Raw genomic sequence first — 15,115 nt, 5'->3', positions numbered from 1 at the left:
ATGAATAAATACATATATTTTTCAAAATTTCTAGTATTAGCACTTCTTTCTTTTTCGAATATCACATACGGAATTCAAAGCAAAGTAAATTTAAAAGGTATCACAAGTATCGATACAGGCTATACTATTTTAAGTGTACGAACAGCTCAAAATAATGGAGAGCCGTATATAGTTGCCAATAGCTTTGAGGGAACCGTTTTAGGTGTTTCTTATAGTGGAGAGGTTCTTTTTAAAAATCAGTTATCTGGTTATATGAACCATGATATATGGTGTGGAGATATTAATGGGGATGGCATTGATGAAATTGTTACGGCAAATGCAGATGGTTATGTATACTGTTTAGACAACAAAGGAGATTTACTTTGGAAATTCGGCAAAAATAGCGCACCCATGTATGCATTATGTACTGTTATTAAAGATAACAAAGCCTATGTAGTGGCAGGTGGATTTGATAAAAGTATTTACTATATCTCTCCAAATGGTGAATTGATTAAGGAAATAAAATCATCAACCTTTTCAATAGAAGATCCTAGGCACAAAAGCAATAAAAACTTGCCTGAAAAACATGTTAGTACTTCAAACTTTATAAGAACAGTTACGAAGGCAGATGGAACACAGTCTCTTGTGGTTTTAGGAACCAATAATCATATGCAAACCCCAGGAACATTATATTTCTTTGATATAATGGAAGACATTCCTTTTAAGAAAGTAAAAATTCAAGCACCTAAAGAACTAAGAAAAAAAATTAGAATTAGGCCCATAGGACACTTAAATACATTAGATATAAATAATGATGGAGCAGATGAAATAATTTTGGGAGCTTCAGCACATGCAAACGATTTGCTTGTTACTACGTACGATGTGACTAATGCTAATTTTACATACAAGCGTATAGGGAAAGTTAAATTTGGATATGATATTGTGCACAATACTTCAATTAAAGAAAAAGGAGAAGTTTTGTATCTGTCTAGATTAGGTAGTCAAATTAGACTGTATAAACCAGGTAAAGATACCAAAGAAGAAAGGCTTCATGGAAATTACGCATATAATGATTTATGGAAAGACCCCATAACAAATAAAGTCATTCTTGCCAGCGCACAAAGTGGAGGAAGTGGCATACATATTATTGATACAGAAAATAAAAGCTGGAAAAAAACTTTCGAAAAATTAGAACCTATTGGTAAAATTGAAACTATTTTAAAAAATACCAAAAATATAAGAAAAGATTTAGAAGCTTTTAAAAAACCTGAATATCAAAACAGTTCTCAAACTGTTTATTTTATGACAGAATCTGTTCCTGGTAACCTTCAAGGTTTAAAAAGTGAAATAACCAGTAATTACAGTAGTCCGGTATTTTTAAACTCTATGTTTATGCGTAATGTAGAGAACTGGGATAGATCGGGTATGGCTAATGAAAAGTACAGAAAAGGACGCGATCGCAGAAAGCGTTATACACTTAATCATGAAGAAGCTCTAAATCAGATTGTAAAAGGCCTTGAAGGTGAGCCAGGAATTGCTTATTGGGCTGGTCATGGTAACGATCCTTATATGTTCAGTCTAAAAACTACTAAAAAAGTTATAGATAAGGCAAAGGGTAAGAAAGTAGTACTTATTTACCCTGAAATGGAAGATCATTCTGAGAATCTAGATTTTTTAGTAAATGATTTAACCTATCCGTTAGCAAGTTATGCAAAAGGTAAAAATGCAAATATCTTTTTACGTAATAAGAATATTTTTTGGTTAGGATCAAATCATCTTAAGCCATGGTCTAGATTAATGTCGGGGGAGTTCGCAGATGTATTTGTTCCCTCAATGGAAGAGACCACCGATAAGTCTATGGAGTTAAGTTTAGCTGGTAGAACAGGAATATGGGCTAGTGGTGCTGTTAATGGCTGGGGGACTAGGGCTGTACCAGACAACACTTCTTTTGACCGATCTAGGCAGTTGGGGTATCAAAGATTGCCAAACCATTTTTTAAGAATGCTAATTTTTCATACAGCTTATGGGGCACAGTTCATTAATAATTTTTCGGTAGATCAAGACTATATGAGTATGTACTGGGAACTTATCGCAAAAGGAGCCTTGTACGTACCCAAACGGTCTGAAGTTTTAAGTTTTTCACCTGTTCATCTTAGTATTAAAGAACCAGATCATCATTTTATTGAAGACGGTGTCAATGTAAAATGGACGACCTTTTACAATGAGAAATTTGAAAAGAATAACCCCTTTGTGTTTAGCAGATTGAATGGCTCTTGGTTGGGTGCTCCAGTCACCCAATGGGATTTTTCTAAATATGCTGCTGGAGTAAAAGATAGACGATTAAACTTTTTAGCACCCTATGAAAATGGTTTAGTGTTAATTACACCCCCACAAGATGGTGTTTTTGCAGATAAGAATAGCAAAAGAGGCAGCCTGCAAGATAATTTGCATCCTATTTACAAAGGTAAGATGACCGAGTATATTACAGACGGTCGCAATTATTATTCGGCCGATGGAAAACAAACTTACAAAGCCGATGAATACTATAAAATTATTGAAAAAGAGATTAAGGAAAAGGCTAACCATTTGCCAGTAACCGTTACGGGAGATGTCGCTTGGGTTGTTTCCCAAATATCTCCAAAACATTTAAGGCTTACTTTAATAGATAACGGCTATATAAACCCTGAAAAAAGCACAGCCAAGGTTAGGTTCAATGGTATAATTATAAAAAACATTGCGGATATTTTAAGTAAAGAAGTATTTAAGACTAAGGAAAATACTGTAGATATCAAAATTCCATTAGGAGGATTTCTTTTTATTGATATTGAGCTAAAAGAAAAGTTATAAAAGCCTGGATTTATTATTGAGAGATACATTTGGTTTACTCAGAAGTGCAATACTAGTTTTATTTTATCGGAAATTTACGATAGATAATTAATTTAATAAAATATTATGAAGGTCTTAAAGCGTATGATATTGCTTTCAATATTTTTCTTTACCATACTAAGTAGCGCACAGAATGGAGGGAAAATGAAAAAGAAGTTTGGTATGGTAGACACTGATAACAACAATAAGATTTCCTTGGAGGAAATGATAACATTTTATAAAGGAAAGAAAACCAAAAAAGGTACCCCGGTCGATGCCAAAGCTATGTTTCTAGGTCTAGATTCAAATGATGATGGTAAACTTGTTCTCAAAGAATTTATTAAACCTGTTAATAGGAAAAAAGCTTCAGAAAAGTCAAAAAATATTAAAAAGGTTGCCATAAAACAAGTATCATTAGCAAAAACAGAGAAGCTATTTGGATTGATGAATACGAATGGAGATAATGTTATTTCTAAGTCAGAATGGGTTAAATATCAAGAGGCTAAAGCAAAAAAACTAGGAAAACCTGCTAAAAATGTGAATTTGAAATTTTTGGGAACAGATAAGGATAATGACGGTAAGATTACCATCCAAGAACTATTACTAGACGTAGATTGGAAATTGGCAAAACAAAGACAAAAGATACAGTAGTTAGTTTTAGTGAATTGAGTAAAAAAAGCCGAAATATATAACTGTTTCGGTTTTTTGCTCAAAAACATAAAATCAATCAGGTTAACTATAATTAATGTCTGTTCGGTATAAAATTCAGTAAGCAATATGTATTAAAAAAATATTTGATTTTTAGCTATTTGTCATGTTGACAGAGCGAAGTATGAATGACGAGAAATCTTAGAAGGATGAGGTTTCTCCTCGTAAGCTTCGCTTTATGTCTTTAAACAAATTTCATGTTTAAACCCAATTTAATGATTCAATAAAATTACTTTAAGAATGATAAGTTTAAAAACAACCCCTTTCATAGTATTACTTGTTTTATGTTTAGGGTGTAATAATTCCAAAGCAGTTAAAAAAGGAAATGTAAATAGCACTTCTTTACCAAATATCATCTTCGTTTTGGTGGACGATTTAGGTTATGCTGATGTTGGTTTTAATGGTTCGACCTACTATGAAACACCAAATTTAGATGCCTTGGCAAAAGAGAGCTTGGTTTTGGATAATGCCTATATGTATCCAACTTGCTCACCATCAAGAACAGCTATTTTTACTGGAAAACAATCGTTTAGAACAGGAGTTTATACAGTTCCTGTTTTGGAAAAAGGTACTGCGGAAGAGAATATTTTCTCTCGTTGGACAGTAGGCAAAGAGCATCCCATTTACACTGAACCTTTAGCTAATGCAGGTTATAAATCCATTCACATAGGAAAATATCACATAGTCGGGCCCTATCCTAAAGAAGAACTAAAAATGCAGTTTCCAATCCAACAAAAGTTGACCCAACCAAATCCGGGTGATTTTACATGGGTGGAAACACATAAAGAGTCGGAAGTAATGCAGTACTATCCCGAAGGCAGAGGGTTTATAAAAAATGTTGGTGGTACATTTAGAGGTGATCCTGCCCTTGAAGAAGGCGGGTATAAAAGTGTGGCAGGGGGCTATTGGGCACCATTCAGTAACCCCTTTATTGAGCATAAACCCACTGATGATTGGTTAACCGATAGATTAACTGATGAAGCCATAGAATTTATGGATACCCATAAAAAAGAACCGTTTTTAATCAACTTGAATTATTATGCGGTACATCGGCCTATTCGAGCAAGAAGTGAGGAAGGGTTTCAAAAATACATGAATAAACCTGCGGATTCAATACTGGGCCAAGGAATAGTGAAAAATGCAAAATCAAAGGAACTTACGGCGAAATATGCTACAATGGTAGAATCTGTTGATGATAATATTCAGCGTATTTTAGATTATTTAGATAAAAGTGGACTTCGAGAAAATACCATAATCATCCTCACTTCAGATAATGGCTACCATAGCATTGCTAGTGCCAACAAACAATTAAGGGGCGCAAAAGGGCATATTTATGAAGGAGGAATAAAAGTACCAATGCTGATTAATTGGCCAGAAAAAGTGAAACCAAGGCGTTCTGAATCTGCGGTAACCTGTTTAGATATATTTCCGACTTTTATGGATTTGGCGGATATAGATTATAATGGTATTTTGGATGGGAATTCGGTTTCAGAACTATTTCAAAACGATACAGAATTATTTACCAATAGGCCTTTATTTTGGCATTTGGCAAGCCAATGGAAACATGGAACTTGTTCTGTTATTCGCAAAGGCAATTACAAGCTTATTCAGTTTTTGGCCAGTGGCAAAATAGAATTATATGACCTAAAGAATGACCCAGCCGAAAGTAATAATTTGATAGAGGAAAAATCAGGAATTGCTGAAAAAATGCGATTAGAATTAGTAAAATGGCGAAAAGAGAATAATGTACCATTACCACCAAATTCAGTACTTGAAATTTAAGAAGTGAATGAAAAGAAACGAATTTTTTAAAACCGTAGGGTTAGGAGGGTTAGCAATGGCTAGTTTCCCTCTTAGTGCCCAAATGACTTCATCTAAAAGTCAAAATATACTCACTAATGCTGGAGAACAAGTGGCTTTCAAGGTGAAAACGCCATTATTTTGCCCATATAATAGTATAGGGTTACCCACTCAAAAGGGAGGCGATGCATATTATTATCAATCTGAAGCATTTACTCATAATCCGTTTACAATAGAAGCATCGGGTATGTCTGGGTCTCCAATCATAATAGATGCTGAAGGTAAGTTTATTGGATTTACAACAACCAGGGGGTTCGAAAATGCTGTGTTTAGTTTTGATGGAAAAGAGACCTTAACAGTAGGTGTACCTGAAGGACAAGAACTTTTTATTGATGAAACTGGAGCAGGTGATGAAGCTTGGAAGGCCTATAACAGGATGATGATGCAACGTTTGAATTTTGAACCGATTATACAACATCCCAGTTTTTGGGCCGATGTGGAATATTGCACATGGTCTGAACAAAAATATATGGCCACTAAGCGTCATGAACATTTCCACTTGTTAAACCATAAATTTGTAGAAGATTATTTAGATAAAATCATAGCATACGGCTATCCTAAAGGGAAAATGACGCTAGATCATGGCTGGGGCATGTTCCCTGCTGGTACCATCAATTCAGGTTTTGGTTCTTGGTTTCCAGACCCTAAAAAATTTCCGGATTTTAGGAAGACTATGGAAATGATAGTAAACAAAGGTTTTACACCGGGATTGTGGATAGGCTTTCCTAAAATTCATAAGGATAGTATAAAAGCTGAAAAATATCCAGAGTTATTAGGAGCTTTTAAACAAGGTACAAATGCTTCAAGGAAAGATGATATACAATGGTTGAATCCAAAGGCAGATATTTTTGAATATGCTTCCGAAGTGATATCCAGGTTCTACGACATGGGTGTTATGAAGTTTAAAATTGACATGTCTTATAATACAAAGTCTGATATGCTTCACATTCATAAAGAATTATATCGGGCTGCAAAAGCAATTGATAAACATATCGAAATGGAGTTTCATGTACCCGATATCTTTTTTACGAAATATACGGATGTTACAAGAACAAATGATGTTTGGCTGAATGATAAATACGATTGGCCAGCAAGGGTTAAAACCCATTATAAAGTTACACATAATTCTTCTCCTGGAAGAGGAATAAATTTAGATCATATAGGCGGTAATGATACAAAGGCTATAACTGAAGAGAAATTTTTAAAGCATTTAGCCATGTATAAAACAAAAACAGGATATCCCTTGGTTTCGGTCTTGCCACACCACTACGGACAAAAATGTGTAGATAAAACAGGAGAGTATTTATGGGCGTATGAAAAAGGTCCTAAACATATAATTTCAGATTTTTTCTAAACTATTTAAACTTAATATGTGTTTTTTGGTCATATATTCAATTAAAAAATAACACTTAAAAATAATTATGAATACGAAAACTTTATTAGCAAGCATCTTTATTTGTGTCGCTCTGATTTTGGGTTGTAAAACAAAGTCTGCCTCTACGCCAAAAGAAAAACAAAAGCTAAGCGCTACCTCACAGAATAAACCCAATTTAATTGTTATTCATACAGACGAACATAACTTTAGAACCTTAAGTTGTTATCAAAACATTTTATCGGAAGAACAAGCTTTTGTGTGGGGAAAAGGTAATAATTCTAAAACGCCAAATATTGATAAGCTAGCAAATGGAGGGGCAATAAGTACAAGCTATTATTGTGCTTCACCTGTATGTACACCTTCTAGAGCTTCGCTGATAACAGGGTTGTATCCACAGGCAACCGGCGCTCCAAAAAACGGGCTTCACATTAGTGAGGACGTTCCTACATTTGCTACCATTTTAAGAGATAATGGCTACTCCACATCTTATGTGGGCAAATGGCATTTAGCCGGAGAAGAAAAATATACTTTTGGAGTAAAATATAAAGCGGGATTTGAAGATAACCGCTTCATGATGCGTGGTGGGCATGCACCATATTTTCATATAAAAGATGGAAAGATTAAGGGAATAGGTGATAGGGCGGCAGCAAGATTACCTAAAGATGAAATTATCCATTTAACCGATTATTTTACAGATAAAACACTGGAAATTATTGAGCGTGATAAAGACAAGCCATTTGCAATTATGTTGTCCATTCCAGACCCACATACTCCAGATTATGCAAAGCCGCCATACAATACCATGTACAAGGATTTGAATATTAAAGCGCCTAAAACCATGGCACCGGAATACGTGGCTATAAAGCCTTCTTGGGCAGGTGGTGGCGATAAACCAGACAATAATGAGGCGATTGGGAAAAAGGCATTTACAAGAGAAAAAGAAGCCTTAAAGCAATATTTTGGTATGGTTAGTCATATAGACGATAGCGTAGGACGTATCCTTAAATTTTTAGAAGATAATCGTTTGGCCGAAAATACAATTGTAGTGTTTACTTCAGACCATGGAGATATGTTTTTTGAACATAACCGCAGAAACAAAGGAGTGCCTTATGAAGCATCAGCAAGAATTCCTTTTGTAATTAGATATCCAGATAGGATTCCTTCTGGAAAAGTCATTAATACAGCTTACACTAATGTAGACTTTACACCAACTATATTAAGCATAATGGGAGTGGAAACAGATGCCGAGTTTCATGGTTTAGATACATCTAAGGACTTTCTAAATGACAAGAAGGTAGTAAATAGTGATAGAATTACTTATTATGCCAAATCTGGAGGTTGGTGGGTTACTGCTGTAAACGACAGGTATAAATTGGTTATCGATAAAAATGAACCCCCTTATTTATTTGACTTGAAAGAGGATCCAAATGAGCTGATAAATTTCTATAAAGACCCAGCTTATGGAGAAATAGCCAGATCAATGCAAACCGAATTGTTTAAACAGTTAGAAAGATATGATGAACCTGGATTAAAAAACAAGAAGCCTTACATTGTAAAATAAAGATGAAAGAACTAATATCTACAATTATTTTATTAGAACTCATTTAGACTTTTTGGATTTAAGCGAAAATTAGAAGTTTTTGGCTGTGTTGAAGACTTTTTTGAGTTGTATAGCAGAGCTACGGAAGGAAAAAAAGACAAAAACAGAGCTGAAAACAGCAATTTTTTAGCAAATTGAAAAAGTCTAAATGAGTTCTTAGTAATAACATATAAATTTGCCAGAATAAACACCTTTAGTTGATATAATCAATATACATTATAATTTAAAAAATGAATAAATTAAAAACAACATTATTTCTTGTATTTGGCTGCATCTTATTCTCTTGTTCAAATAAAGTTCAAGAAGTCAAGAAGCCAAATATCCTCTGGATTATTGCAGAAGATCTATCCCCTTTTATGGGATGCTATGGAGATTCAATAAATACAGGACATACCCCCGTAATTGATAAGTTGGCAAGTGAAGGCGTGCTATTTAAGCGTGCATATGCAAGTGCTCCGGTTTGTTCTGCTGCACGTTCTGCCCTAATAACCGGTGTCTACCAGACTACTACGGGTACTCATAATCATAGATCTAGCAGATTTACAGATGGTAGTGTGGTCCCTAATGATTTAAGAATTCAATTGCCTAAAGACATGAAAACGATTCCTGAGTTAATGAAAAAAGCAGGGTATTTTACATTCAATAGTGGTAAAGATGACTATAATTTTCATTACGATAGACGTGCATTGTATGATGTTGGAACCGAAGAAAATTATAAAACAGGAATGAATGGTTGGCAAGGAAATAGGGCTATTGATTATATGACAGTAAAGGATTATGTATGGAATGCAAGACCAGATAAAAACCAACCTTGGTTTGGACAAGTACAAATAATGGGAGGGAAAAAGGATTATAAATATGTAAGAGAGGGAGAGCAATTAGGAACTAATGATGTACCATTACCACCGTATTTCCCAGATATTCCGTCACAACGAGAAGCATGGACACAACACTATAATGCCAATAGAGGTTCTGATGTTACCGTAGAGAAAATTCTAAAACAATTGGAAGCAGACGGAGAATTAGACAACACCATAATATTCTTCTTTTCAGATCATGGAAGTAATACATCATTACGCCACAAACAATTTTGTTATGAAGGAGGTATGTTGATACCGCTTATGGTAAAAGGGAATCATCCTGCTTTAGAAGCTGGTAAAGTTAGAAACGATTTAGTGACTTTGCTGGATGTTTCTGCAACGACACTAGCTATGGGAGGGGTAGAATTACCTGAATATTTAGATGGTCAAAATGTATTTGGAGATAATTATGAAGAAGTTGATTATGCCATTGGAGCAAGAGATAGATGTGATTATACTATTGATAGAATTAGAACAGTAGTATCGAAGGATTATAGATATATAAGAAACTATTTCCCAGGCAGGCCAATGATGCAAGCAGGTTATAGAGACAACAAGCCCATTGTCAAAAATTTAAAAAAGGCATTCAAAGAGGGGGAATTAACGGAGTATCAAGCAGAACACTGGTTTGGAGTACGTCCTGTTGAAGAGTTATACGATTTAAAAGCAGATCCGCACCAAATGAATAACCTTGCAGTTAATTCTGAATATGATAAAATCCTTAAAGAACATCGTGAAGTACTGGAAAACTGGATTAAGGAAACAGATGATAAAGGGCAGTATCCAGAGGCAGCAATACAACTCAAAGCCACCTATGATTTATGGAAAAACCGCCCTCGCTTTAAAAATGCGAAGATAAACTCTGAATACGACCAGTTTAAAGAACAAATAGCTAAATAAGAAGAGCTTTCATTTTTAAATACATAATTAAAAATGTTTTATTCAAAATGAAATACAGAATAATTAGTCCGCTTCGAATAAACCAAATAAAATATAGGTTTAAAATAAATCTAACATATTTCGCTTTACTTTTTAGTGTATCATTTTTTGCACAGCAGGAGAAGCCTAATGTTCTTTTTATTGCCATAGACGATATTAACGATTGGGTAGCACCATTAGGTGGTAACAAGCAAGCTATTACACCTAATATGGATAGGTTTGTAGATAACGGTGCGGTTATATTCAAAAACAATGTGTGTGCAGCTCCTGTATGTGGGCCGTCACGATCCGCTATTTTATCCGGCTTTTATCCAAGCACTTCGGGTATTTACAATAATGGACAAAACCTGATATATTCTGATGTTGTTAAAGCCAATGCCACGTTACCCGAATACTTTTCAAAAAATGGTTACCATACCATGGCGAATGGTAAAATTTTTCACAAACATGCCACTGCAAATGGTGTGGATTTTGGTGCATGGGCATTTGATGAATTTGCCCGGGCAAGAAGGTATAATAAAGACGCTGCTAAGAAGAAGTTTTATACCGCTTCCAAAGCAGGTGTGATACATGGTGAGCATAACCCAGGGTTTATAGACAAAAAATCCAAGTTAAGTTGGGGGCCAACAAAAGATGCATTTGAGGAAACAGTAGATTATAAAGTTGCAGACTGGGCTAGGACACAGTTAAGTAAAGATTTTGACAAACCCTTTTTTATGGCAGTTGGTTTTATAAAACCACACTTGCCTTGGTTTGTACCTCAGGAATATTTTGATATGTATGATGTGGATGCTATCGAGGATATTATTACAAAAGAAGATGATTTAGAGGATATTGTAAAACCTAATGGAAAACCTCTTTTTAAACCAACAGGAGAATACAATTGGATTAGAAAACACAATCTAGGTAAAGAGGCAACAAGAGCTTATTTAGCAAATATAAGTTATGTAGATGCCTGTTTAGGTATTGTAATGGATGCTTTAGAAAAGAGCGGCCATGCTGATGATACCATTGTGGTTCTTTGGGGAGATCATGGTTGGCATTTGGGTGAAAAATTACGTTACTTAAAAAGTACACTTTGGTTAGAAGTTGTTAAAACCCCTTTATTTGTAAAGCTACCGGAAATGGATCAAGCAGTGTATTGTGAAAAAACAGTGAGTTTATTGGATTTGTATCCAACCTTAGTTAATCTCTGTAATTTACCTAAAAAAGCAAATATTGAAGGACATGACTTTTCAGCCTTATTAAAGAATGTGGATTCAGATTGGGAGCGTCCCGGTATTACAGTTTCAAATGAAGGAACTTCGGTATTAACAGAGAAATGGCACTATATTAATTATGTTTCTGGTGCAGAAGAGTTTTATGATGTAACTAATGACTCAATGGAATGGAATAATTTAATACATGAATCAGAATACAGGCAAGAAATAAAGAAATTAAAAAAGTGGATTCCTAAGAAAAGAGTAGCTCCAAAAAAAGAGCGTTATAAAAAACCTTCAAATTATGTTGATGCAGATCAGGATACGACAATTAAAAAAACAAGAGATTTTAATAAATTGGAGTGACATAATATCAAAATAATATAACTGCAAGTTTTAGTCATTAATTATATCTTTAAGAAAATTTTAAAATCATTATGAATAAGTTATTAAGGGTCGCGTATTTATTGTTATTATTTGTTATGTTTGCTTGTTCGAACTCAAAAGAAGCTAAACCAGAAGCATCCAAAATTTCGAGGCCAAACATAATTTTATTTGTTTCAGATGATCATGGTTTAGATGCTTTGGGTTGTTATGGTAACCCAATTATTAAAACACCAAATTTAGATAAATTGGCATCTGAAGGCGTTAAATTTACAAATGCTTATTGCACCAGTGCTAGCTGCGCAGCTAGTAGGTCTGTAATTCTTTCCGGTTTATATGGTCATGCAACAGGCTCATACGGTCATGTACACGATTACCACCATTTTAGTACATATGATAATATAAAATCTTTGTCCAATAGGTTAACCCAGGCAGGGTATATTACAGCGAGAATTGGTAAATATCATGTAGCACCAGAAACCGTTTATCAGTTTGATGAAGTACTAGAGGCTGACCCTAGAAATACGGTTGAAATGGCCGATGCATCAAAAGGTGTTCTAAATTCAGAAAAGCCATTCTTCTTATATTTTTGTACCGATGACCCACATAGAGGACATCCATTCACACCAGAGGAGTGGGATATACCTAATAGCTTTGGAAATAAAAAAGAAGGATATCAAGGCGTAAAGCAGGTAACTTACAGTCCAGACGAAGTTTTGGTTCCTGAATTTTTGCCTGATACGAAGCAATCTCGAGAAGAGATTGCACAATACTATCAAAGTATTTCAAGAATTGACCAAGGATTTGGTAGGCTTATGGCACATTTAAAAGATGCTGGTAAATTAGAAACGACTGTTGTCATTTATATTTCAGACAACGGTATGGCTTTTCCTGGAGCAAAAACAACTGTTTACGAACCAGGAATAAAATTACCTTGCATTATTAAAAATCCAGCTTCCAATAAAAAGGGAATTACTAATTCTGCAAAAATTTCATGGGTAGATTTGACGCCAACCATTTTAGACTTTGCGAAAATAAACTATGAAGTCAAGGAATTTCATGGGAAATCATTTAGAAATATATTAGAAAATGAAAACCCTAAAGGATGGGATAATATTTATGCATCGCATACGTTTCATGAAATTACCATGTATTACCCCATGCGTGTGGCTATTGATAAAAACTATAAACTAATTTGGAACGTAGCATGGCGTTTGGAATACCCGTTTGCCTCAGATTTATGGGCAGCTTCAACCTGGCAGTCTATTTATAGAAATGATATAGAAAAATTTGGCCCCCGTAAGGTTAAAGATTACCTATTTAGACCTGAGTTTGAACTGTTCAATTTAGAAAATGATCCATGGGAAACCAATAATTTAGCTGAAGATGAAAATTATGCTGAGCTACTAGAGTCAATGAAGGCCAAATTAAAAACATTTCAAAAAAGAACCTCAGATCCTTGGATGATTATGTGGGAGCACGATGCGTCCTTACAAGGATCAGGAGTTAATTTATAATTAAAAACTTGTAAAATGAATAGTAAACTTTTAATTCTCTTTTTCTTAACCCTATTTTGTACAGTCGTAGAAGTAAATGCTACTGAGATTATACATATAAAGCACAGTAAAGACGATATTACTACTAGAGTTAGAGAAGCCATACAAAATGCAAAGGATAAGGATATCAAACTTGTTTTTGAAAAAGGGATATATAAATTTCTACCTGAATATGCATTTAGCAAATTCTCATTTATTACCAATCATGGTAATGGCTATAAATATGTAGGATTCAGATTTGAAAACTTTAATTCCGTAGAAGTTGAAGGTAATGGATCAGAGTTTATTTTTCATGGCCGTATGGCACCATTTCAATTTGAAAATTGCAATAAAATTGATGTGAAAAATGTGGTTATAGATTGGGATATTCCCTTCACTTTTGAAGCCGAAGTTTTAAGTGTTAATAAAGAAGAAAAATGGTTTGATGTTAAACCTATAATCGATGGACATTCGTGGTCTTTTAAGGATAACGAAATATCCTTTCCCAACATTGATGGGTTCTCGTTTCGTGAACTTGGTCATGCACATTGTTTCGACCCTAAAACCAAATCGACATTCTATGGAGCATACGGGCAGCACTTAACGCCGAAAAAAGTTGAAAAACTTGAAAATGGAATTTATAGAATCCATCAGTCTATGCGTCATTATCCACCAAAAGGATCTGTAATAGCAGCAAAAGGCGGGAATGAATTTAATAGATACGCACCTGCATTTCAAACTCAAGAAAGCAAAAATGTAACTTACGATAACATAATTGTGCATCATGCCTTAGGTATGGCTTTTTTATTTGAACGTACAGAGGATATAAAGATTTTAAACTCGGGTACCTATACTAGAGAAGGTTCAAATAGATATATTTCAAGTACGGCAGATGCTACACATTTTGCCAATTGTAAAGGCGATATTCTGGTGGAAAATTGCCGATTTGAGGGTATGCTAGACGATGGTACTAATGTTCATGGTACCTATGTGACAGTAGACGCTATTTTGGACGAATATACAGTTAGAATTAAGCTTCAGCATTTCGAACAGCTAGGGTTTAAGTTTGCAGATGTTGGTGATGAGGTCTGGTTTATTCAAAAACCAAGTCCAGAACGAGGAGAAGTCAATGAAGTTGTAAAAGCTAAGTTTATCAACGAAAAGTATACCGAATTAACATTTAAAAACAAATTACCTAAGACCCTATCAAAAGATGATATTTTAGAAAATAAAACATGGAATCCTACATATACTATTCGTAATTGCCGTATTACCAAGCATCGAGCGCGAAATTTAATGATAAAAACACCTAAGAAAATTGTAATAGAAAATAATATCTTATCTTCCGAAATGTCATCCATAGGTTTGAGAGGGGAAACATTTTTTTGGTATGAATCTGGAGCTGTAAATGAGGTTATAATTCGAAATAATCATTTTATTAATTGTGCACATGGTGGTGCAGAACATGCTGTTTTATGGGTGTCTCCTAGATTGGGAAAAGGTTTTGATAAAACAGAAATTTACGACCGCAATATTATTTTTGAAGACAACATTATCGAAACGTTTCAAAATCGGATTGTTTGGGCAGACCGATTAGAAGGCCTCGTTTTTAAAGGTAATACAATAAAACAAGTTGATGCTTTTAAATCAAAGTTTCCAAATGCACATATGTTTGATTTTAAAAACTGTAAAGATGTAGTTATTGAAAACAATGTTTATAAAGGTGATATAAAGAAATTTGTTAAAGCAGATGAGTCATCTAAAAAAAGCTTAAAAATCAAACGGAATAAGGGAATTAAGTTTAAATAGTG

At 34.4% G+C, this 15,115-nt stretch carries 9 protein-coding genes; all 9 read left to right on the top strand.

All coding sequences use genetic code 11. From position 1 onward, the window contains the following. On the top strand, window positions 1-2,826 hold the full coding sequence (locus Q4Q34_RS01810; RefSeq protein ID WP_303317245.1) for a PQQ-binding-like beta-propeller repeat protein: 2,826 nt from the start codon (window positions 1-3) through the stop codon (window positions 2,824-2,826). Between the two features lie 105 nt (window positions 2,827-2,931). Continuing rightward, entirely contained in the window at window positions 2,932-3,495 is a 564-nt protein-coding gene (locus Q4Q34_RS01805) for an EF-hand domain-containing protein (RefSeq protein ID WP_303317246.1), read from the top strand. A gap of 297 nt (window positions 3,496-3,792) precedes the next feature. Continuing rightward, window positions 3,793-5,334, top strand: a complete 1,542-nt coding sequence (locus tag Q4Q34_RS01800) for a sulfatase (RefSeq protein WP_303317247.1) — start codon at window positions 3,793-3,795, stop codon at window positions 5,332-5,334. 7 nt (window positions 5,335-5,341) lie between these two features. Continuing rightward, window positions 5,342-6,766, top strand: a complete 1,425-nt coding sequence (locus Q4Q34_RS01795; protein ID WP_303317248.1) for an alpha-galactosidase — start codon at window positions 5,342-5,344, stop codon at window positions 6,764-6,766. Window positions 6,767-6,833: 67 nt separating this feature from the next. Further along, window positions 6,834-8,348 carry a sulfatase family protein gene (locus Q4Q34_RS01790; RefSeq protein ID WP_303317249.1) on the top strand — a complete coding sequence of 505 codons (1,515 nt, stop codon included), beginning with the start codon at window positions 6,834-6,836 and terminating at the stop codon, window positions 8,346-8,348. 269 nt (window positions 8,349-8,617) lie between these two features. Next, window positions 8,618-10,147, top strand: coding sequence for a sulfatase family protein (locus Q4Q34_RS01785; protein ID WP_303317250.1), 1,530 nt, complete (start codon window positions 8,618-8,620; stop codon window positions 10,145-10,147). A 47-nt stretch (window positions 10,148-10,194) separates the two neighbouring features. Beyond that, a complete protein-coding gene (locus tag Q4Q34_RS01780) occupies window positions 10,195-11,751 on the top strand; it encodes a sulfatase (protein WP_303317251.1) in 1,557 nt (518 codons plus the stop codon). Window positions 11,752-11,822: 71 nt separating this feature from the next. Continuing rightward, entirely contained in the window at window positions 11,823-13,286 is a 1,464-nt protein-coding gene (locus Q4Q34_RS01775) for a sulfatase family protein (RefSeq protein WP_303317252.1), read from the top strand. A gap of 15 nt (window positions 13,287-13,301) precedes the next feature. Next, on the top strand, window positions 13,302-15,113 hold the full coding sequence (locus Q4Q34_RS01770; RefSeq protein WP_303317253.1) for an alpha-1,3-galactosidase-related protein: 1,812 nt from the start codon (window positions 13,302-13,304) through the stop codon (window positions 15,111-15,113). Window positions 15,114-15,115: the final 2 nt, after the last annotated feature.

Origin of the sequence: Flavivirga abyssicola, assembly GCF_030540775.2 — a bacterium.
In the GTDB taxonomy this organism is placed as follows: Bacteria; Bacteroidota; Bacteroidia; order Flavobacteriales; family Flavobacteriaceae; genus Flavivirga; species Flavivirga abyssicola.
The sequence above is the reverse complement of the archived record's forward strand: the minus strand, read 5'-3'. Positions and strand labels throughout refer to the sequence as shown.